Source organism: Kushneria sp. EE4 (assembly GCF_977968315.1).
Map to the genome: position 1 here is coordinate 1,676,990 of NZ_OZ386212.1, position 21,433 is coordinate 1,698,422.

At 61.4% G+C, this 21,433-nt stretch carries 14 protein-coding genes; 8 read left to right on the top strand and 6 right to left on the bottom strand.

Annotated elements, in window-relative coordinates; translation table 11 throughout:
- Positions 1–148 precede the first annotated feature (148 nt).
- Both ACXMYO_RS07710 and ACXMYO_RS07715 read right to left on the bottom strand, forming a co-directional pair.
- Positions 149–1,153, bottom strand: coding sequence for a glutathione S-transferase family protein (locus tag ACXMYO_RS07710; RefSeq protein WP_457808315.1), 1,005 nt, complete (start codon positions 1,151–1,153; stop codon positions 149–151).
- 116 nt (positions 1,154–1,269) lie between these two features.
- Entirely contained in the window at positions 1,270–2,151 is an 882-nt protein-coding gene (locus ACXMYO_RS07715) for a LysR family transcriptional regulator (protein WP_457808316.1), read from the bottom strand.
- Positions 2,152–2,850: 699 nt separating this feature from the next.
- Here ACXMYO_RS07715 and ACXMYO_RS07720 point away from each other — a divergent pair.
- Positions 2,851–4,533, top strand: coding sequence for a peptidoglycan DD-metalloendopeptidase family protein (locus tag ACXMYO_RS07720; RefSeq protein WP_457808317.1), 1,683 nt, complete (start codon positions 2,851–2,853; stop codon positions 4,531–4,533).
- 122 nt (positions 4,534–4,655) lie between these two features.
- Here the strand turns inward: ACXMYO_RS07720 and ACXMYO_RS07725 are convergent, their stop codons facing one another.
- Entirely contained in the window at positions 4,656–6,203 is a 1,548-nt protein-coding gene (locus ACXMYO_RS07725) for an efflux transporter outer membrane subunit (RefSeq protein WP_457808318.1), read from the bottom strand.
- A gap of 26 nt (positions 6,204–6,229) precedes the next feature.
- Entirely contained in the window at positions 6,230–7,978 is a 1,749-nt protein-coding gene (locus tag ACXMYO_RS07730) for a DUF748 domain-containing protein (protein WP_438768043.1), read from the bottom strand.
- Between the two features lie 294 nt (positions 7,979–8,272).
- Here ACXMYO_RS07730 and ACXMYO_RS07735 point away from each other — a divergent pair, with 294 nt between their 5' ends.
- Both ACXMYO_RS07735 and ACXMYO_RS07740 read left to right on the top strand, forming a co-directional pair.
- A complete protein-coding gene (locus ACXMYO_RS07735) occupies positions 8,273–8,641 on the top strand; it encodes a hypothetical protein (RefSeq protein ID WP_438768044.1) in 369 nt (122 codons plus the stop codon).
- A 13-nt stretch (positions 8,642–8,654) separates the two neighbouring features.
- A complete protein-coding gene (locus ACXMYO_RS07740; RefSeq protein WP_457808319.1) occupies positions 8,655–10,502 on the top strand; it encodes an ABC transporter ATP-binding protein in 1,848 nt (615 codons plus the stop codon).
- Positions 10,503–10,567: 65 nt separating this feature from the next.
- Here the strand turns inward: ACXMYO_RS07740 and ACXMYO_RS07745 are convergent, their stop codons facing one another.
- Complete coding sequence (locus ACXMYO_RS07745; protein ID WP_457808320.1) at positions 10,568–13,300, bottom strand: nitrate reductase; 2,733 nt, start codon at positions 13,298–13,300, stop codon at positions 10,568–10,570.
- A gap of 456 nt (positions 13,301–13,756) precedes the next feature.
- On the opposite strand from ACXMYO_RS07745, the gene ACXMYO_RS07750 reads away from it, so the two are divergent.
- From ACXMYO_RS07750 to ACXMYO_RS07770, 5 genes are all read left to right on the top strand, one after another.
- Positions 13,757–15,019, top strand: coding sequence for an NAD(P)/FAD-dependent oxidoreductase (locus ACXMYO_RS07750; RefSeq protein WP_457808321.1), 1,263 nt, complete (start codon positions 13,757–13,759; stop codon positions 15,017–15,019).
- Positions 15,020–15,021: 2 nt separating this feature from the next.
- Positions 15,022–17,589: a nitrite reductase large subunit NirB gene (gene nirB, locus ACXMYO_RS07755; protein ID WP_457808322.1), complete on the top strand. Its 2,568-nt coding sequence runs from the start codon at positions 15,022–15,024 to the stop codon at positions 17,587–17,589.
- Entirely contained in the window at positions 17,589–17,951 is a 363-nt protein-coding gene (gene nirD, locus ACXMYO_RS07760) for a nitrite reductase small subunit NirD (protein WP_438768052.1), read from the top strand. The genes nirB and nirD overlap by 1 nt, the downstream gene beginning before the upstream one ends.
- A 102-nt stretch (positions 17,952–18,053) precedes the next feature.
- Positions 18,054–18,866 (top strand): formate/nitrite transporter family protein, encoded by an 813-nt coding sequence (locus ACXMYO_RS07765; RefSeq protein WP_457808323.1) that lies wholly within the window; start codon positions 18,054–18,056, stop codon positions 18,864–18,866.
- 178 nt (positions 18,867–19,044) lie between these two features.
- Positions 19,045–20,559, top strand: a complete 1,515-nt coding sequence (locus ACXMYO_RS07770; protein ID WP_457808324.1) for an acetyl-CoA hydrolase/transferase family protein — start codon at positions 19,045–19,047, stop codon at positions 20,557–20,559.
- Between the two features lie 33 nt (positions 20,560–20,592).
- Here the strand turns inward: ACXMYO_RS07770 and otnI are convergent, their stop codons facing one another.
- Entirely contained in the window at positions 20,593–21,375 is a 783-nt protein-coding gene (otnI, locus tag ACXMYO_RS07775) for a 2-oxo-tetronate isomerase (RefSeq protein ID WP_457808325.1), read from the bottom strand.
- Positions 21,376–21,433 lie beyond the last annotated feature (58 nt).

Here is a 21,433-nt window from a genome sequence, read left to right on the forward strand (position 1 = left end):
TGGGGGCGAATCAGCAGAGATGGCAGGGTCTTCACAAGCGAGGTAGACATAATCTATCACGATACGGCTGCTTATGCACGCCGAAAGTCGAAGGCACGCCCGTCAGAGGCCATCAAAAGGCAGATCCCTGACGGGCGCAGGTGTCAGATCATCCGTGCTGCTGAATCCCCCTGCCCGGTAGACGCTCGCGATCATGGGCCCGGTCAAGATCCAGCATCGGGCCCAGAGGCACGATGCCGTTGGGGTTGATGCTCGAGTGGCTGGCGTAGTAGTGACGCTGAATGTGCGTCATGTTGACGGTCTCGGCCACCTCCGGCCATTGATAGAGCTCGCGCAGGTAGTTTGAAAGCGCCGGGTAGTCCTCGATCCTTTTGAGATTGCACTTGAAATGACCGTAATAGACGCTGTCAAAGCGGATGAGTGTGGTGAAAAGGCGGATATCGGCCTCGGTCAGATACTCGCCGGCCAGGTAGCGCCGCTCGCTGAGCAGGGCTTCCAGCCGGTCCAGCGTTTCAAACAACGCCGTGACATGCTTTTCATACACCTTTTGTTCGGTAGCAAATCCGGCCTTGTACACCCCGTTATTGACCCGGTCGTACACTTCATCGTTGATGCGATCGATCTCGTCACGCAGCGCTGCCGGGTACAGATCCAGCCGGTTGCCGGTCAGCTCGTCAAACGCCGTATTGAAAATGCGCATCAGGTCGGCGGACTCGTTGTTAACGATGCGCGATTTTTTCTTGTCCCATAAAACCGGCACGGTTACTCGTCCCGTATAATGCTCATCCGTCAGGGTATAGAGCTGATAATGGCGACGCGCACCGTTGATCGGATCGCCGCTTGAACCTTCTTCCAGTTCGTACGTCCATCCTTCATCCAGCATGTAGGGGCTTGTGACAGATACCCCCACCAGCTCGGACAGCCCCTTGAGCCGGCGCATGATCAGCGCACGATGCGCCCAGGGACAGGCCAGCGAAACATAAAGATGAAAGCGATTGCTGCTTGCAGTGACACCGGGCTGCCCATCAGGGCCGGGCTCACCGCTGGGCGTTACCCAATCACGCAGCTGTGCCGACTCGCGAACAAATTCGCCGTTATTGCCTTTGGTGTCATACCAGCGGTCTACCCACTGTCCATCGACCAGTAACCCCATGGCGCTCTCCTTGTCCGGCGCTATCCCGGAATATGCATGTCTGGGTCGTGAGAATAGTCGCTTGACATGCGGTTGACACACAAACCGGTCATGGCACAGGCACGATCCTTTCGATATCAGCCACGAAACGCCATGCGCAGCGCCTCTGCCATGGCCTGCACGGCAGGGCCTGCGCCTTCGACATCATTGATGTACAAGGAAAGTGGCACTTCGCGAATACCGCCGGCCTGCAATGGCAGCGCCCTGAGCTGTCCGCTGTCCAGCAGGGGCTGGACGCGGGCCTGCGACACCCAGGCAAAACCCAGCCCGCGGGCCAGAACATCCAGACAGGTCGCCACGTGCGACACCGTCCAGCGCTGCTCGGCCTTGAGCCAGCCGCTGTCGTTTTGTTCACGTAGGGCAGAGTCCCGGGTCACGATCTGGCGATGCTGGCGCAGATCGCGTAGATCCAGCGATCTGCCCAGTTGATGAAGGGGGTGGTCAGGGTGCGCCACGGCAATAAAGCGGATGGCCCCGAGCAGCTCCCCAAGATATCCCGGTACCGGCAGACCACAGATCAAAAGATCCACGCGATCATCCAGCAGCATCTCCACACCGCCGTTGAGCACCGCCTCATGAAGCTGAATCCGCGTGTGCGGAAATCGGGTAGAAAAGCGGTCAAGGGCGAAACACAGGGTCTCGGGCGCCAGGATCTGGTCGATCGCGATGGCAATTTCTGCCTCAAGGCCGCCCGAGAGGCTGTCGGCCACGGCTTCGATATTATCGGCGCTTTCCAGCAGCTGGCGCGCTCGGCGCAGCAGCATCTCTCCCGATTCGGTCAGGCGCAGCTGTCGCCCGCTGATGTCCAGCAGTTGTACGCCCAGCTGGGCTTCAAGTTTGTGAACCGCATGATGGATGCTGGAAGGGCTTTTATGGATTGCTTCTGCAGCACGTGCAAAGCCGCCATGATCTACCACCGCCGCCAGCATTTGCCATTGAACCAGCGTGACTCGAGACATGTTACATCCTGTGAACCAATGAAGGCATCAAAGCTTTTTTGTCTTTCAACGTGCGCAATTCTGCACTGAAAATTTCTTTCCAATCATGCCATTAAATGCCCCGATCGGCACAGTACAGGCCAATCAGCCAACGTAAACGATATTTAACTCTGGCATGAAAGTGTCGCGATTAACGGCACATTCAAATAACAAAAGGCTACATTGCGCATTTAATCGATGCTTGTAATTTTTAAATTACGTCTCATTTTTGACCTCAATTAAATAAAATTGACGCCTGCTTTTCTACCCATTCCATCTAAATAAGCCTGCCTTTTTCTGATATCAAACATCAAAATAAAACAGTACCGATATATTGCCATTACGATGGAAACTGTTCATGCATACAGTGCAAATGATTAAAAAATGACCGGTGCCGTGACGTCCCGCACAAGAGCTGCACCTGCTCGCCAACGCGACAGCCACGCGGCGGCGACAGAAAAAGGCCGATCTGACACGGCTGTCATACTCTTCGACGCGAAGGCTTATACCTGTACAATAATTTCACAACAATTCGTCACCGATCGCCGCCGGACTCAGACCTCTTTAATCTATAATAAAGGTGAGCAATTATTGATAATCGGACTAGGCATATCCCTGACCTTGAGGTAAGGTAATCCGGCCTTTATCCCTTTTATCTATCTGTATACGGCGCTCATAATCATGTTGCGAATTTTCAGTTCGCTACCCCGCACGCACAGGCTTTTATTGTTACCGGTTACCGCCATGGTTGGCGTGTTGGGTGCGCATCAGCTCTATCAGAATACGAACACCTCGGCTGCTACCGATGCCACGGTGGCAGATCTCCAGCAGCTCGCACAGCCCGTAAGCAGTGCGTTCGCGGCCACTCAGGAGCAGGCCCGCGCCTTTGGCCAGCCGACGCATCTCGAGATTGCCGGCGCGCTGGCACTGGCCGCCTCCTCTACCGAGCAGATCGACAACACTTCGTCGCCTGATGTCAGGCAGGCGCTGGCAGTGGCGTCCAACCTTGCGGCCATGAATGCCGGCACAGCGCTGAGAGACGACCTGGCGATCGACAGCGACGAACAGGCCATCGCCCGTGCCGATCATGTCACGGGCATGGGCAATGGCCTGCGCGGGCATACGTCCTACGTTGACAACTTCAACGATGACGATACCGAAGACTACAACGGCTCGGTCGATGGCAGCCTCAGCGGTCAGTTTTCCCTGAGCAGCCAGATCGAGACCCGCGAGCCCTATACCCCCGAGTGGCAGACCTACAAGGTTCAAAAGGGCGATACCTTTGCAGAGCTTGCCGAGCACAGCCTGGGGCTGGGCTATAGCGAAGTTCTCAAGCTGATGGACGACGCGCCCGACAAAAAGGCGCTGACCAACCTGCGTGTCGGCAACGAGCTGGATTACAAGGTCGACAAGAACGGGCATCTGCTGGCGCTTCGCGTCATGCAAAACACGCGCAGCGGCTATCTCTTCGAGCGCGAAAACACCGATGACCGCTTTAGCGTCAACGACATTGAACGTACTGGAGAAGCCACACAGCGCCTGTTTGCCGGCACGGTCAACGGCAGCTTCGGTTCTTCAGCGCGCGCTACCGGCCTTTCCAGCGGTGAGGTGGCCGAGCTGATTTCGGTGCTGGGCAAAAAGCTCAACTTCAATCGCTCGGCGCGTGATGGCGACAGGTTTCAGGTGCTGGTCGAATCAGACGTGATCGACGGCAAGCCCTACGACTCGCGTATTCTGGCCGCGCATTATGAGGGCAACAACAACCTTACCGTCGTACGCCACGATGGCGACTACTATACCCCGGACGGTCAGGGCCTCGACCCGGCCTTCAATCGCTATCCCTTCAAGGGTGAGTACCGCATCAGCTCGCCGTTCAATCTCAAGCGTCGCCATCCGGTCACCGGGCGCGTCTCACCCCACAAGGGCACCGACTTTGCCATGCCGGTCGGCTCCTCGGTACGCGCCCCGGCTGATGGTCGGGTCACCAAGGTGGTGAGCCATCCACTGGCCGGCAAGTACATCGTGATCACGCATGACAATGGCTATCAGACCCGTTATCTGCACCTGTCCAAACCCGAAGTCAAACCCGGTCAGCGTGTCAAAATGGGGGAAGAGATCGCCAAATCGGGTAATACCGGCCGCAGTACCGGTGCGCACCTGCACTACGAGATCATCGCCAACGGCTCTCAGGTCAACGCCATGCGCGTCAAGCTGCCGGGCGGACGCGCCCTGTCCGGCCAGGAGCTGGCAAGTTTCAAGACCGAATCGAAAGAGCTTCTTGCCAAGCTTGAAAGTGCCGACAACACGCGCGCCGTCGCTCAGGTTCATCACGACGACAACAGCGGTCAGGACGACGAAATCTGATCATCAGGCCCGCTTTTCCAGGCCCATCATGAAAAACGCCCCTTTATGGGGCGTTTTTTTATGCGCGGTTTTAAAAGCCGGAGACGATTTGAAAACCGGGCTGTCGTTGGTAGACCCGTCCTTTATGAGCCTTTTGTTTCTGGACCTGTCGTTTGCGGACCCGCCGTTTGCGGGTTGGGCGCCTGCGGATACCCTCCGGCGGCGTGTGGCACGTTGAGCCCCTCATCGAAACCGCCGCCCAGAGCCTGCACAAGCTGAATCGAGGTATCCACCAGCTGACTGTTCAGGCTCACCAGCGACTGCTGGGCATCCAGCAGCTGCTGTTGCGTGCTCAACACCTGCAGGTAATTGGTGATGCCGGCCTGAAAGCGCTCAAGCGCCAGATCAAAGGCCTGCTGTGCATTGTCGCGCGCCTGCTCAAGCGACTGACGCTGGCGATTCAGCGACTGAACGGAGGTGATGGTATCGGCCACCGTACCCAGCGCTGAAATGACGGTCTGGTTGTACTGCGCGACGGCCAGATCGTAGTCCGCCTCGGTGCTGTCCAGATTGGCGCGAAGGCGTCCGCCCTCAAAGATCGGCAGTGACAATGCCGGTGAGACGCTCCAGCTTTTGGCCGGCTCCGCGAAGAAATAGCTGCCCAGCCGCGAGCTGAAACCGGCCATCGCACTCAAATTGAGATTGGGATAGAACTGCGCCTTGTCTGCCTTGATCTGCTGGGTCTGGGCCTCTACCCGCCAGCGTGCTGCGACCACGTCCGGACGCCGGCCGATCAGCTCGGCCGGCACCACCGAGGGCAGCGACAAAAGCGCCGGAGACAGCGGCTGAGGACGCTCGATATCAAGGCCGCGATCAGGCCCCTTGCCCAGCAGCACGCCCAGCGAGATCCGATCGCTTCGAACGGCCTGCTCTGCCGATTCCAGCGCCTGTCGGGCGCTTGAAACGCTGGAGCGCGACTGCAGCCGTGCCGACTGATCGCTCAGCCCGGCCTGCTGAAGCTGCTGGTTGGTGTTGTCGATGGTCAGGGCCCGCTCAAGCTCCTGGCGGGCGATATCGAGCTGCGCATAATTGCCGGCCAGCTGCACATAGGCTCGGGCCACGTTGACCGACAGGGTCAGCGCTGCCTCATGCAGATCGATCTCGGTGGCCCGGGCTTCACCGAGCGCTGCCGACCACGTCGCGCGACGCCCGCCCCAGAGGTCCACGTCGTAGCTGAAATTCGATGACAGTCCCCGGGTGGTACTGTAGATATTGCCCAGCCCCTGGGGGTCATCGACTTCCGACACCCGCGAGCGAGAAAGGCTGGCAGAGCCGTCCACCGTTGGCAGACGTTCGGCACCCGCCTGACCGACCGCTGCGTTGGCCGAACGCAGGCGTGCCTGAGCCACGTCCATATCCGGCGAGTCGGCCAGGGCTTCTCGAATCAGGGCCTCCAGGTGCGGGTCGCCCAGCGCGTTCCACCACTGGCGACCGGGCCAGTTGGCCGAGGAAATGGTGACCTCCCCGACGGTCTGAAGGGCCGACAGCTGATTGAGCGACACCATCTCGCCCCGGGGCTCGATGCCTTCATAGCTGGCGCAGCCGCTGATCATGACTGCCAGTAAAAGCCCTGCTGCACAGGGCCGTACGCCACGCCCCGGTCGGGGCCACTGCGCGTTATCCGTTTTCATGCCGCCTTCATATCCTTGTCCGACGCTCAGTCATCCCGGGCGTCGGTCTTCACCTGTGACAGGGGCCCCTCGGTATAGCCCTCGGAACGCTCTCCTGCGGCGTCGTTATCGTCGCCGTTGATCATGGCATCGAGCGTATCAATCGGCGATGTGGCGAGGTTCTTGAGCACCTCGCCCAGCACCTGCATGACCACACTGCTGATATCCACTTCGCCGCCATCAACCGTGGCCTGAATGGGAATATCCAGGTTGATGACGCCATCATCGCTTTGCAGCAAACCGACCAGCCGTCTCAGCGGCAGGGAAGCGTCGTTGTCTACCGCTTCTTCATCAAGCGCCAGCTGTCTGAGAATCACATGGTTTTGTGCCGTCACCTGACCACCATCAAGCTGGTAGTGCAGATCCAGATCGGCAGTGCCGCTGCGGATACGATAGCCGCCAAAGCGCTGTATATAGGGGGCAAAACGCTCGAGCGGCAGCCGCTTGCTGGTTAGATCCATCTCGCCTTCAAGCGAATCACCCGCGCTGAAATGCCCCTCGATGGCCACCGGCGTGTCATCGCTTTCAAAACCATCAAAGCCAAATCGTGCCGGGTTTGATGAGCGCGTATCGAAAGCCTCCATATGGCCCTTGAACGAGCGAATATCAAGCTGTACCGCCGGCGACATCTGATGGTCCTCGAAACGGAAGGTGCCGTTGTCGACGTTCAGACTGCCAAGCGCCACGTTCGATTGCGACGCGCTGCTCTCCTCGGCCGGTGTTTCCTCCGCCTCCGGGGTAGCATCCCCCTCATTGTTGCCGGTCGGCTGCGGGGTCAGATTGAGATGGCCCTGATCATCCAGCAGCACCAGCACATCAGGCGCGTCAAGGCGAATGCTCTCGGCGCGCATATGCTCGGCGCCCTGAACATCCATTCCCTTGAAGGCTGCCTCTCTCACACCGAAAACATGCAGCCCCTGCTGGTCAAGAACGCTCAGGTTACTGATATCAAGGTCGCCCTGCCACAGCACGCCATTGCTGGCCGCACGACCAAAGGCAAGACGCCCCTGTCCCTGCAGACTGCCCTGCTTGACCTGTAGATGCTGCCTGTCAGCAAGCCAGGGGTTGAGCAGGGTCAGTGCCAGTTGATCACCCGTGATCTGTATGTCGCCGGTCAGCGGCTCAGGGCTGAAATCGCCCCTGGCTTCGAGCCGGCCTTCCCCAAGCCGGGCACTGGCACTGCCATGCATGGGCTTATCGGATTGCCGGCTGTCGTAATCAAAAAGAGACACCGTCATGTCCTGCAGCGATAGCTCGCCCTGCGACGAAAGGCGCCGATCGATCCATTCAAGCTGCCCTCCGGACACCCTGATGCGGTCGATCACAAGCGTCATGCCGCCATCGTCGCTTTCCTGACCCTCGTCGCTGCCGAGCTGCTCCAGATTGAGCTCGCCCGAGTCATCGGTGATCATGCGCAGATGCGCATTTTCCAGTGCAACGTCACCCACATGGACACCGGTCTGCCACAGCGATGACCAGCGCAGGGAGACACTGCCACGGTCGATGGTCACGACCCGCTCGTTCGGGTCACCCAGTGCAAGCCCACGCAGCGACAGCGTGGCCGTCAGGGGATTGAAGGCGAGGCGCTCGAGCGCCACCGGTCTGCCGGTGGCATCCTCAAGCGCTCGGGTCGCATAGGCGGTTACCCCCCAGGTGCACAGCAGCCAGGTCGAGAACCCGAGGACAGCGGCGGCGCCCGCCCCGATAATCCAGCGATTGCGATGTCTGAGGCCCAATTGCCTTGCTCCTGCGTTGTTGTCGGATGCTTTCGTGTCAGCCACACCAGGCTTGCCGAAGCGGTCCTGTTCCATGCCATCAGGCAGATAAAGAATAACACGTGTGCGCCAGGCTCTTTTCACCGCAGAGTGCATGGATCGAAAAGGCGGCACACCACAGTTGAGTGGCCTTGATGACAGGTATGAAGGTCATTTCATTAAAAGTTGTCAGCCAGTGCATGCTTTTGTGTCAGTCTGGTCTAACATTACGGATATACAGTTTGTACAAGGGACTGCGGGGAGTTTATAGACGTCATGATCAGTCTGCTATGGATAGCATTTCTTGCCATCGCCCTGGGCGGTTACGGGCTGTGGCGAGGGTTTTCACGAGACATCTGCCTGTCCGTGATGCTGATTGCTCTAGGCGTTGCCGCCGGGGCGCTGATCATCATCAGCAGTGCGGCCAGCCTTCTGGTGGCCGGTGCAGCGGTTATTGCCAGTCTGGGCCTGTGTATCCGCGAAGGCCAGCGCGACAATCCCCGGCCTCGCCAGGGTCGGGCCCGCCGGGCCTCGATCAATCCTCTAACGCCTGCGCTGACGCAGCTCTGGCAGAGCAGCATCCGGGCACGGCGCGCCCCTCGTCAGGGCGCTACTCTTAGAAAGCGTGCACGTCAGCCCCTGTAATGCCGAATTGACCATGCCGTCTGCCCGCTTCAAACATCGCCTGGCCGCCGTGCCGGGCGATTTTTTCAATGTCTTTCGCTATACCCGTCGGGCACTTGCTCTGGTGTGGCAGACCTCGCGCGTGATGATGCTGGGCCTGGCGCTGGCTACCCTGGTCGCGGGTATACTGCCGGCCGTGGTCGCCTGGGTCGGCCAGCTGATCGTGGATGGTGTGGTCACGGCGATGGGCACTTACCCGGATCAGGCCACGGATCTATCGACCGTACTGTCCCCGGTGCTGTCTCTGGTGGTGATCGAAGGCGTCCTGATCGGCCTGATGGCACTGGCCCAGCGGGTGCTGGACGCGCAGCAGTCGCTTCTGCGCGCGCAGCTGGGGCAGAAGGTCAACGTCATGCTGCTCGACAAGGCTGGTGAGCTGTCGCTGTCCCAGTTCGAGGACTCCGAAATCTACGACCAGCTCACCCGAGCACGGCGCGAGGCATCAACGCGACCGCTGTCGCTGGTTACCCGAACCTTTTCGCTGCTGCAAAACGCCATCTCGCTTGCGAGCTTTAGCGTGCTGCTGGTGCAGTTTTCACCCTGGGCGCTGTTGATTATCGTGGCCGGTGCTTTGCCCGTGTTTATTTCAGAGGCCAAATTCTCGGGCGATGCCTTTCGCCTGTTTCGCTGGCGCTCACCGCAGATGCGCGAGCAGCGCTACCTGGAGACCCTGCTGGCACGCGAGGACAGCATCAAGGAGGTCAAGCTCTACGGTCTGGAGCAGCTTTTTCTCTCCCGCTACCGCGCCATATTTGACAACCTCTACAGCGAAGAGCGCCGCCTGACGCTCAGGCGCACGCTGTGGGGTTTTCTGCTGGGGCTTCTGGGCACGCTTACTTTCTACGCCGCCTACGGCTGGGTGGTGCTTGAAACCATTATCGGCGCCCTGACGCTGGGCCAGATGACCATGTATCTGCTGGTGTTCAAGCAAAGTCAGGGGGCGCTGTCGGCCAGTCTCTCTGCCGTCAGCGGCATGTTCGAGGACAACCTTTATCTCTCCAATCTCTACGAGTTTCTTGAACAGCCTACCGAGCGGGAAGCGGGCACGATTACCGAGGGGATAATGCCCGGCGATGGCCTGCGCTTTGAGCAGGTCAGCTTTGCCTACCCGGGTGGCGAACAGGTGCTCGACGACATTTCACTACACCTGATGCCCGGTCAGAGCCTGGCCCTGGTGGGTGAAAACGGCTCCGGCAAGACCACGTTGATCAAGCTGCTGACCCGCCTTTATCACCCCAGCGGCGGGCGCATCCTGCTCGATGGCAGCGACCTGCGCGACTGGGACGGCCAGACGCTGCGTCGGCGAGTCGGTGTCATCTTTCAGGACTTCGTGCGCTATCAGTTTTCCGTGGGCGAAAATCTGGGTGTGGGCGACACCCACGCCTTCGCTGATGAAACCCGCTGGCAGGCGGCCGCACAGCGCGGGCTGGCCGATGACTTTATCCAGCGTCTGCCCTCGGGCTATCACACCCAGCTCGGGCGCTGGTTCAAAAATGGCCAGGAGCTCTCCGGCGGTCAGTGGCAAAAAATTGCGCTCTCAAGAGCCTGGATGCGTGAAGGCGCCGATATTCTGGTGCTGGATGAACCGACCGCTGCGATGGACGCCGCCGCCGAGGCCGCGGTGTTCAACCGCTTTCGCGAACACAGTCGTGATCGCAGCTCGATTCTGATTTCACATCGCTTTTCGACCGTAAGAAGTGCCGATGTGATCGTGGTCATGGATCGCGGACGCATTATCGAGCGCGGCAGTCACGATGAGCTGATCGCCGCCCGCGGTCGCTACGCCGAGCTGTTCGAGCTGCAGGCGGCGGGTTATCGCTGACGCCTTGAAGATGTGACGTGCGCGGTCTTGATACCGGTGGCGCGTCATCGCCCAGCCTGAACCGCTCAGGCGGTTTCATGTGTGGCGCCTTGTTGGGCCTTTTCATCGCCATGCTGCGCTTTTAAAAGCGCGCGCAGCTCCGGAATACAGGAGCCGCACTGAGTGCCGCAGGCCAGCAGCTCCCCCAGCGCCTCGACGGTATTGCAGCCACCGGCAATGGCACGCCTGATGGTTTTCTCCCCGACCTGGTGGCAGCTGCACACCGTTGCACCGGCATCCTCGCCACTTGCCGCTCTTCCGGCCAGCAGCCGGCGTCGCTGTGGGCCCTCGAGTGCCTCGAGAGCAAAACAATCTTCCAGCCAGCCAACATCACCCAGCATCGCATTGAGCGTGTCCACCGGCGCCACCGCCAGCCACCAGACAACCCTGCCCTTGTGAAGGCAGGCCGCGCGAAAGTGCCCGCGCCCGTTGTCTTCGCTCCACAGCGTCGGTACCTGGCCCAGCGCGCGTTCACACCACGTCATCCAGTCAGGCGTCTTCTCGCCCATCATCTGGAAGCGCTGGCAGTGCGTCAGCGGGATACGTGCCCACCAGTCGCTCTCCTCCAGCGGCGCCCGCGCATCATGTCCCAACAGCAGACAGGCCTCCCACTGCGCAGCGACCGGTGACAGCGCCACGCGCCCCTGCTTGGACTCGGGCTGACCGGAGACCGGATCACAGACGGCTTTGATCAACGCGGAAGCCCGCGCCTGATGGGCGAACTGATCGTTCCAGTGAATGGGCACGAAAAGCGATTCCCGCGGCTGGGCGGTGGTGACGCGCACCCGACCAAAATACTCGCCCAGCGCATTGTGAAGCCGGGCGAGCTGCCCGTCCGTCACGCCGGCGTCGCGCGCCGCGTCCGGGTGCACCTCGATAAAGGGCTCGCTGCGGTGATGCATGAGCCGCGGCGCCCTGGCAGTGCGGGTCATGGTGTGCCACTGATCGCGAATGCGCCCGGTGTTCAGTAACAGTGGCGTCTCCCTTGTCGGCTGTTGAATTGTGGCGCTGGAAGACACCGCGATCAGTCTTGCCCGGGCATTGGGCGTCATGAAGCGCGCGTTCTCAAAAAGTCGCGCCGTGCCCTGCGGCGCGCCGGCATTGACCGGCCACTGAATCGGCGCGAGCGCGTCATAGCGAGCGCGATCCATCCCCGCCAGCCCGGAGATATCAAACAGGCGATAGCCGCTCTCCGGGGTGGCCTGCGGATCGTTTTCAAAGCCTGAAAGCCTGGCATGCTCGTCAAATATCTCGTGCACGCTGCAATAGTCGAAGGCCTCGCCAAAGCCCATGTGACGAGCCACTTCACAGATGATCCACCAGTCGTGGCGCGCCTCGCCCGGGGGCGGCAATATCCCGCGCTGGCGCGAGATACACCGTTCGGAGTTGGTCACGGTGCCGTCCTTCTCCGCCCAGCCGCTGGCCGGCAGGATAATATCGGCATGTTCCAGAGTGTCATTGCGTGCCACGCATTCAGAGACAATCACCAGCGGGCACTTTTGAATGGCCGCGCGCACCCGGTTGGCATCCGGCAGGCTGACCAGCGGATTGGTGGCCATGATCCACAGCGCCTGAATCTCGCCGCGCTCGATCGACTCGATCAGCGCCAGCGCCTTGTGGCCGGGTCCGTCAGGCAGCGTGGGCACGAGGTTGGGCGTGGTCCAGAAGCGCGTGACCCGATCCAGCGCGCCGGGGGTGTGGTAATCCATGTGCGCCGCCAGCTGGTTGGCCAGGCCGCCGACCTCGCGCCCACCCATGGCGTTGGGCTGACCGGTAATCGAAAAGGGCCCGGCTCCCGGCAGGCCGATACTGCCGCCGGCCAGATGCGCGTTGATGATCGAATTGACCCGATCGGTGCCGCTGCTCGACTGGTTGACCCCCTGCGAGTAAAGCGTCACCACATGCAGCTGAGTGGCAAACCAGTAGTAGAAGGTTTCCAGCCGCTCGGCTTCGACGCCGCACCGCTCGGCGGCGGTGTCGATGTCCGGCACCTCCTGCTGCGCCGCGGCCAGCGCTTCATCGAAGCCTTCGGTGTGCTGCTCGATAAAATCACGATCCAGCCTGCCCTTGCCGGCCATATAGCGCAGCAGACCGTTGAAGAGCGCGATATCGCTGCCCGGGGCGATCTGCAAAAAGAGATCGGCCAGCTCGCAGGTATCGGTCACCCGCGGGTCGATGACCACGATCTTCATCAGGGGATTGCGGCTTTTGGCCGTGCGCAGGCGCTGATAGAGCACTGGATGGTTCCAGGCCAGATTGCTGCCGGTCAGCACCACCAGCTCCGCTTCTTCCAGATCCTCATAGCAGCAGGGCACCGCGTCTGCGCCCAGGGCGCGCTTGTAGCCTGCCACCGCCGAGGCCATGCACAGCCTTGAATTGGTATCCACGTGCGGCGTGCCGACAAAGCCCTTGAAGAACTTGTTGGCAATAAAATAGTCCTCGGTCAAAAGCTGCCCGGAGAGATAGCCCGCGATGGCACCGCCGCCATACTGCGAGCGAATGTCACCCAGCCGAGAAGCCACCTCGGAAAGCGCCCTCTCCCAGCTGACCTCATGCCCGTCAATTCGAGGGCGCATCAGCCGCCCCTCGTGCCCCAGCGTTTGCGCCAGCGCCGAGCCCTTGACGCAGAGTCGGCCCTGGTTGGCCGGGTGCGTCTTGTCCCCCGTCACGCCCGCGAGCGTGTCACAACGCTTGCTGTCATGCTGGGCCACCACACCGCAGCCCACCCCGCAGTACGGGCAGGTGGTTTTCGTTTCCATAAGGCTTCTCTCCCTGACAGGCGCCCACGCCGACCGCTCGGGCGCTGTACGTCTCAACCCTTTAACGCCGCGCTCGAGCGATGAGCAAAACCTGACGCTTATCAAAAAAGGGTGCGGCCACTGCTGATAGCCTGATCGAGCAATATTCAGGCCAGCCAGCGGTTTTTACCGTGGGAGGAAGAGGCTGGCGCACCCGGCACTCGAGACGCTCCGGCCGGGTATTACTGGATGCACCAAACAAGGGCCGAGCGGCCAACGCGTCGCACTATTGTTGCCCGCTGCGGGCGAAATTCGGCATGGCCTGCACGTTTTCTCACCGCCCAAAGGCGACTGAATTCAAAAGGCATCGGCTTTTCTGGCACGGCGTTCGCTTGATGACAGACAGGCTCCACTAACCGCGCACCTGGCCCAGCGTTATCTGCGCTATCGACAATCCATCACGCCGGGAGGTCGACCATGACAACGAACAATGCCACCCCACAGGCCATCACCGACCAACGCGTGCTCATTATCGGCAATGGCATGGCCACCCAGCGCCTGCTGGAAGCGCTGGTGGCCCGGCCCGAGCGGCCGCAAAACATTCATGTGTTCGGCGATGAGCCCAGCCCCGCCTACAACCGCATCCTGCTTTCGCCCATGCTGGCCGGCGAGGTGGATGAGGCCGCCATTGCCCTGCGCGACCGCGACTGGTTCAAGGCCCACCACATTACGCTGCACTGTGGTCGACGCATTACCGCCATTGATCAAGCGGCGCAGCAGATCATCGATGATCAGGGCGAGCGCCACGACTATGACCGCCTGATCATCGCCACCGGCTCGCGCGCGCGCCTTTTCGAACTGCCCGGTGCCGAACTTGGCGGCATCCACGGCTTTCGCACCACCGCGGATGTGAGCTCGCTGATGGCGGCCGAAGATCACACCCGCCACGCGGTGGTGATCGGCGGTGGGCTGCTGGGGCTCGAGGCGGCCGAAGGCCTTCGAAAGCGCGGCCTTGAGGTCACCGTGGTCCACCGCGCGTCACATTTGATGAACCGCCAGCTGGATGACCGGGCCGCCGAGCTGCTGGCCAGCGAGCTCCAGGGCCGTGGCCTGGCGCTGCGTGTGGGGCGCCACCCTGTCGCCTATGACAGCGTTGATGGCACCCGCGTCTCCGGTGTCGTGCTCGATGACGGCGAACATCTGGCCGCCGGGCTGGTGGTGGTCGCCGCCGGCATCGTGCCCAACGCCGAGCTCGGTCTGACGGCGGGCCTGGCAGGCGATCGGGCCATCCGTGTGGATGACACCCTGACCACCAGTGACGAGGCCATCATGGCGCTGGGCGAGTGCTGCGAGTTCGAGCGCACCACCTTTGGCCTGGTCGATCCCATCTGGGCCCAGGTCGAGGTACTGGCCGACCGGCTCTGCGGCGGTGACCGGCGCTACGTCCTGACGCCCAGCGCCACCCGGCTCAAGGTCAGCGGCGTTGAGCTTTACGCCTTCGGCGCGCTGGCGCCCGAACCCGGTGACGAGGTGCTGCGCTATCTCGACGCCAACTACGGCGACTATCGCCGCCTGATTGTGCGCAACAACCGACTTGTCGGCGCCGTGCTCTACGGCGACACCCGCGATGGCCCCTGGTATTTCCGCCAGAGCGTGGACAAGGGCGATCTCACGCCCTGTCGCGACACGCTGATTTTTGGCGCCGCGGATGCCACCCAACAGCTTGAGGAGGCTGCCTGATCATGCAGGACCTGACGATTCACCCCGAGAAAAAGCAGCTCGTTATCATCGGCAACGGTATGGTGGGCCATCACTGCGTCGAGCAGCTGATCGAACGCGGCGCCACACAGCACTATCAGATTCACGTCTTCGGTGATGAGCGCTACCGCGCCTATGACCGCGTGCACCTGTCGGAGTATTTCTCCGGCAAGGACGCCGACGCCCTCGCCCTCGGGGAGGCCGATCTGCACGCAACGCACGGCGTCTCGCTGCATCTGGGCGTGCGTATCACGCAGATCGATCGCGACCGGGGTGAGATCCTCACCGCCGATGGACGCCTGCCCTACGACAGCTTGATCATCGCCACCGGTTCCTACCCCTTTGTGCCGCCGATTCCCGGCCCGGACGTCAGCGAACATCCGCAGGCCAGGCTGGTCTATCGCACCCTGGATGATCTTGACGCCATTCGCGACCACGCCGCCAACGCCCGCCGCGGCGTGGTGATCGGCGGTGGCCTCTTGGGGCTGGAAGCCGCCAACGCCCTCAAGTCGCTGGGCCTTGAAGCCCACGTGGTGGAGTTTGCCCCGCGCCTGATGCCGGTCCAGCTGGACGACCAGGGCGGCACCGCCCTGCGCGAACGCATCGAGGCGCTGGGCGTGGGCGTCCACACCGGACAGGCCACCGAAGAGATCGTGGCCACGCCGGGGGATGACTACGCCTACCGGATGAATTTCCAGGGCGGCGAACATCTTGATACCGACCTGGTGCTCTTTTCCGCCGGCATTCGCCCGCAGGATCAGCTGGCCCGCGACTGCGGCCTGGAGATCGGCGAGCGCGGCGGCATCGTGATCGATGAGACCTGTCGCACCTCGGATCCGGAAATCTTTGCCATCGGCGAGTGTGCCCTGTGGAACGGGCAGACCTTCGGTCTGGTGGCGCCGGGCTACACCATGGCCCGCACCGTCGCCGGTTGTCTCACCGATGTGTGCGAGCCCTTCAGCGGTGTGGACATGTCGACCAAGCTCAAGCTGCTGGGTGTCGATGTGGGTTCGATCGGGGACGCCTTCGGCACTACCGAAGGGTCGAAGAGCTATCGCTGGATTGATGAAGCCGGCAACGGCTATCGCCGCCTGGTGGTCTCAAGCGATGGTAAAAAGGCGCTGGGCGCGATTCTGGTCGGCGATAACAGCTACTACGACACCCTGCTGCAGTACGTACAGAACGGCATCGACCTGCCCGAGAATCCGGCCGCCCTGATTCTGCCGCAAAGCGAAGGCGGCGCACCGATGCTGGGTGCCGATGCCCTGCCCGACACCGCCATGGTCTGCTCGTGTCACAACGTCACCAAGGGCGCGATCTGCCGGGCCGTCGACGAGGGCTGCGCCGATATTGCCGCGCTCAAGATCGAGACGAAGGCCAGCACCGGCTGCGGCGGCTGTGCGGCACTGCTCAAGCAGGTGTTCGAGCACGAGCTCGAGTCCCGCGGCATGGAAGTGGACAAAAGCCTCTGCGAGCACTTTCAGTACACCCGCCAGGCGCTCTACGCCATGGTGCGCGTCGAGGGGATCACCTCCTTTGACGAACTGCTGGAAAAGCACGGCCACGGACTGGGGTGCGATATCTGCAAGCCGACCATCGGCTCGATTCTCGCTACCTGTTGGAACCAGCCGATCATGGACCCGCAGAACGTGGCGCTGCAGGACACCAACGACACCTTCATGGCCAACATGCAGAAAAACGGCACCTACTCGGTCATGCCCAGGGTCGCCGGCGGCGAGATCACCCCCGACAAGCTGGTCGCACTGGGGGAAGTGGCCAGAAAATATGATCTCTACACCAAGATCACCGGTGGTCAGCGTATTGATCTCTTTGGGGCCGAGCTCCACGAGCTGCCGGACATCTGGGAAGAGCTGATCAATGCCGGCTTTGAAACCGGCCACGCCTATGGCAAGTCACTGCGCACGGTGAAGTCCTGCGTGGGCAACACCTGGTGTCGCTACGGCGTGCAGGACAGTGTCGCCATGGCACTGGAACTCGAGCACCGCTACAAGGGCCTGCGCACGCCGCACAAGGTCAAGATGGGCGTATCGGGCTGCACCCGGGAATGCGCCGAGGCCCAGGGCAAGGATATCGGCGTGATCGCCACCGAGGCCGGCTGGAATTTGTACGTGTGCGGCAACGGCGGCATGCGCCCGCGCCACGCCGAGCTCTTTGCTACCGATATCGACAGCGCCACGCTCATTCGATACATCGATCGTTTCCTGATGTTCTACGTGCGCACCGCCGACAAGCTGCAGCGCACCTCGGTGTGGCGGGAAAGCCTGGAAGGCGGCCTCGACTTTTTGAAGGAGGTGGTCATCGACGACAGCCTGGAACTGGGTGACGAGCTTGAGCGCCAGATGCACCACATCGTGGAGACCTATGAGTGCGAGTGGGCCAACGCGCTGAAGGACCCGGAAAAGCTCAAGCGCTTTCGCACCTTTGTTAACGACCGCTGCGGTGACCCGGATATCGTCAATGTCACCGAGCGCGACCAGCCCCGCCCTGCTCGTGAAAACGAGGTTCAGTCCCTTGCCGTGGAGATCCGCTGATGAGCACTGCAACCGCTGTTAACAACGCAACACAGGTCCTGTGTGGTGTCCGCGATCTGGTCGACTATTCGGGCGTGGTCGCCCTGCACGAAGGCCGCCAGATTGCGCTGTTCTATCTGCCCCATGGGCGCGACCGCCACAGCGCCCCGGAGGTGTTTGGCATCGACCACCATGACCCGTTTTCCCGCGCCAACGTGATCGGTCGCGGCATTATCGGCGACAAGGGCGGCGAGCTGGTGGTCGCCTCGCCCATCTACAAGCAGCATTTCCGCCTCACCGACGGCGTCTGCCTGGAAGACGATCAGGTGCGTCTGGCGACCTATGACGTACGACTCGAGGGCGATCACGTCGTCATTGATTAAGACCGCAACGCTCTCCTCGGCTTGCCTGACCCCGCAGCGCCTGCGGGGTCAGGCACGCCAGTACCCGACACATGGCATAACAACACCACCCGAGGCCATACCATGTCCTATCTGACCCCTGCGGAGTTCGTCACCAGGATGGTGGACTCCGGCGCGTCAAAGATTTCGATGTCCACCCGCGACACGCTGATTCGCGCCTTCATGGCGGGCGCCATCCTGTCACTGGCCGCGGCCTTTGCCGTGACCATTACGGTACAGACCGGCCAGCCGCTGGTGGGCGCGATGCTCTTCCCGGTCGGGTTTGTCATGCTCTACCTGATGGGCTTTGATCTGCTCACGGGCGTGTTCATGCTTACCCCGCTGGCGCTGCTGGATCGCCGCCCGGGCGTTACCCCCAAGGGTATTCTGCGCAACTGGGGCTGGGTGTTTCTGGGCAATCTGGCCGGCGCACTGACGGTGGCCTTCATGATGGCCTTTATCCTCACCTACGGTTTCTCCATCGCCCCGGGCGAGATCGGCGACCGGATCGCCAGCATCGGTAAGGCGCGCACTCTGGGCTACGCCGAACACGGGCTGGCCGGCTGGGTCACCATTTTCATGCGCGGCATGCTGTGCAACTGGATGGTGTCGATGGGCGTGGTGGGCGCGATGATCTCCACCTCGGTCAGCGGCAAGGTCATCGCCATGTGGATGCCGATCATGCTCTTTTTCTACATGGGCTTTGAGCACTCGATCGTTAACATGTTTCTCTTTCCCTCGGCACTGATCATGGGCGGTGACTTCTCGGTCTGGGACTACATGTGGTGGAACGAAATTCCCACCGTGCTGGGCAACCTGGCCGGGGGGCTGGCCTTCACGGGGCTGACGCTCTACACCACCCATGTCAGAACCGGCCCCAAAAGGGAGATGCTGTAAACCACAAGCAGCTTGCCAGGGCCCCCGCGGGGGCCTTTTTTCATGCCGCGCGCCTGCTTTTTGACCTGCGACACATATCCTTTCTTTTTAAGCGTTTAGTGTTTGATATCAGCGCTGTACATTGAAGGGATGCGCGACCTGCGCCATCGATCGGAATGACCTGAAAGGGAGTCTCTGCATGAAAGCAACCGCCAGCGAACGCTGTCAGTTGAAGGGGTGGGAATCACGTCTCATGAGTGCTGATGAGGCTGCCGAACTGATTCAGGATGGCATGATTGTCGGCATGAGCGGCTTTACCCGTGCCGGGGAAACCAAGGATGTGCCGCTGGCGCTGGCGCGCCGGGCCCAAAAGGAACCGTTGAAGATCAGCCTGATGACCGGGGCGTCACTGGGCAATGACATCGACCGCCATCTGACCGAAGCCGGGGTGCTGTCGCGCCGCATGCCCTTTCAGGTCGATGCCACGCTCCGCGCCGCCATCAACCGCGGCGAGGTAATGTTCATTGATCAGCATCTCTCTGAAACGGTCGAACAGCTGCGCAACAAGCAGCTGGGCAACATCGATGTGGCCGTGATCGAGGCCTGCGCCATTACCGAAGACGGCGGCATCATTCCCACGGCCTCGGTGGGCAACTCGGCAAGCTTTGCCATTCTGGCCGACAAGGTGATCGTGGAGCTCAATCTTTCCACGCCCGAGGCGCTGATCGGCCTGCATGACATCTACATTCCCCAGATGCGTCCGGCCCGCCAGCCCATTCCGGTGGTGGATGCCAGCACCCGCATCGGCGTGGACCACATCCCTATCGATCCGGCCAAAATTGCCGCCATCGTTCTGACCGAAGGCCAGGACAGCCCGTCCACCGTCGGCATTCCCAATGAAGATACCCAGCGCATTGCCGATCATCTGATCGGCTTTTTCGATCATGAGGTGGAGGTGGGCCGTCTGCCGCCCTCGCTGATGCCGTTGCAGGCCGGCATCGGCACCATGGCCAATGCCGTGCTCAACGGATTGATGGAAGGGCCGTTTGAAGATCTCACCATGTACTCGGAGGTGTTGCAGGACAGCACGTTCAACCTGCTAGACAGCGGCAAGATGACCTTTGCCTCGGGCAGTTCGATCACGCTTTCCGAAGAGTGCGGACAGAGAATCTGGCCGCATCTGGCCGACTACCGTGACCGTATCGTGCTGCGCCCGCAGGAGATGTCGAACCACCCGGGCATCGTGCGGCGCCTGGGGATTATTGGCATCAATACCGCGCTGGAGGCCGACATCTACGGCAACGTCAACTCGACCCACGTCAACGGTACCAAAATGATGAACGGCATCGGCGGGTCGGGCGACTTTGCCCGCAACGGCCACCTGTCGATATTCATTACCAAATCGACGGCCAAAAATGGCGCGCTTTCAAGCCTGGTGCCCTTCGTCAGTCACGTGGATCACAATGAACACGATGTCGATATCCTGGTCACCGAGCATGGTCTGGCCGACCTGCGCGGTCTGGCCCCGCGCGAGCGTGCCGGGGTCATCATCGAGCACTGCGCCGACCCGCTCTATCGTCCGGCGCTGCGGGAGTATTTCAGTGAAGCGTGCCAGCGCGGCGGCCATACGCCGCACTGCCTGGAAAAAGCGCTTGCCTGGCATATTGCCGCCGAAAGGGAGGGCTCGATGCTCAGCCTGACCAGAGGCGACTGAACCGCCGGCCGATAGCCCCCGACTGCTCTGACGTTAGCTCCGACGCCAGGACGCAAACCACCCAAGCCCTGCGGCTGTCTCACCGCGGGGCTTGTACTCACAGCCCAGCCAGCCCTCGAAACCGGCCTGGTCGAGCTGCTCAAAAAGCCAGGCGTAGTTGACCTCACCGCTGTCGGGCTCGTGTCGCTCGGGCACGCCGGCAATCTGGATATGGCCGACGCCTTCGCGGTACTCCCGGAAGGTTTCCCAGATGTCCCCTTCCATGATCTGGGTGTGATAGAAGTCCATCTGTACCTGCACATTGGGCTCGCCCAGCGTCTCGATCACGTCATGCGCTTCATGCTGATAGTTGATGAAGTAGCCGGGCATGTCGCGGCTGTTGATCGGCTCGAGCAGCAGCGTAATGCCCTCCTGCTGGAGTCGTCGCGCGGCAAAGCGGATGTTGTCCAGATAGGTCGCCTGCATGGCCGCGAGGTCCGCTTCTTCGTCGGCCACCCCGGCCATGGCGTGCACCCTCGGGCAGTTCAGCGCCCGGGCGTAACGAATCGTCGTCTCGACGCTGTCACGAAACTCGTTTTCGCGCCCGGGCAGCGCGGCAAGCCCGCGCTCGCCGGCGTCCCAGTCGCCGGCGGGCAGATTGAACAACACCTGCTTGAGATCGTGGCGCTTGAGCTCCCGGGCAATCTCATCGGGGTCAAAGGCGTAGGGAAAGAGATATTCCACCGCTTCAAAACCCTGGCGGGCGGCCTGTTCAAAGCGTTGCATGAAGGCGACTTCGTTGAACATCATGGTGAGGTTGGCAGCAAAACGCGGCATGCGGGCTCCTTGAGGGAAAATGGATGACAACAGGCAGTCATGGCCCGGCGCCCGCAGG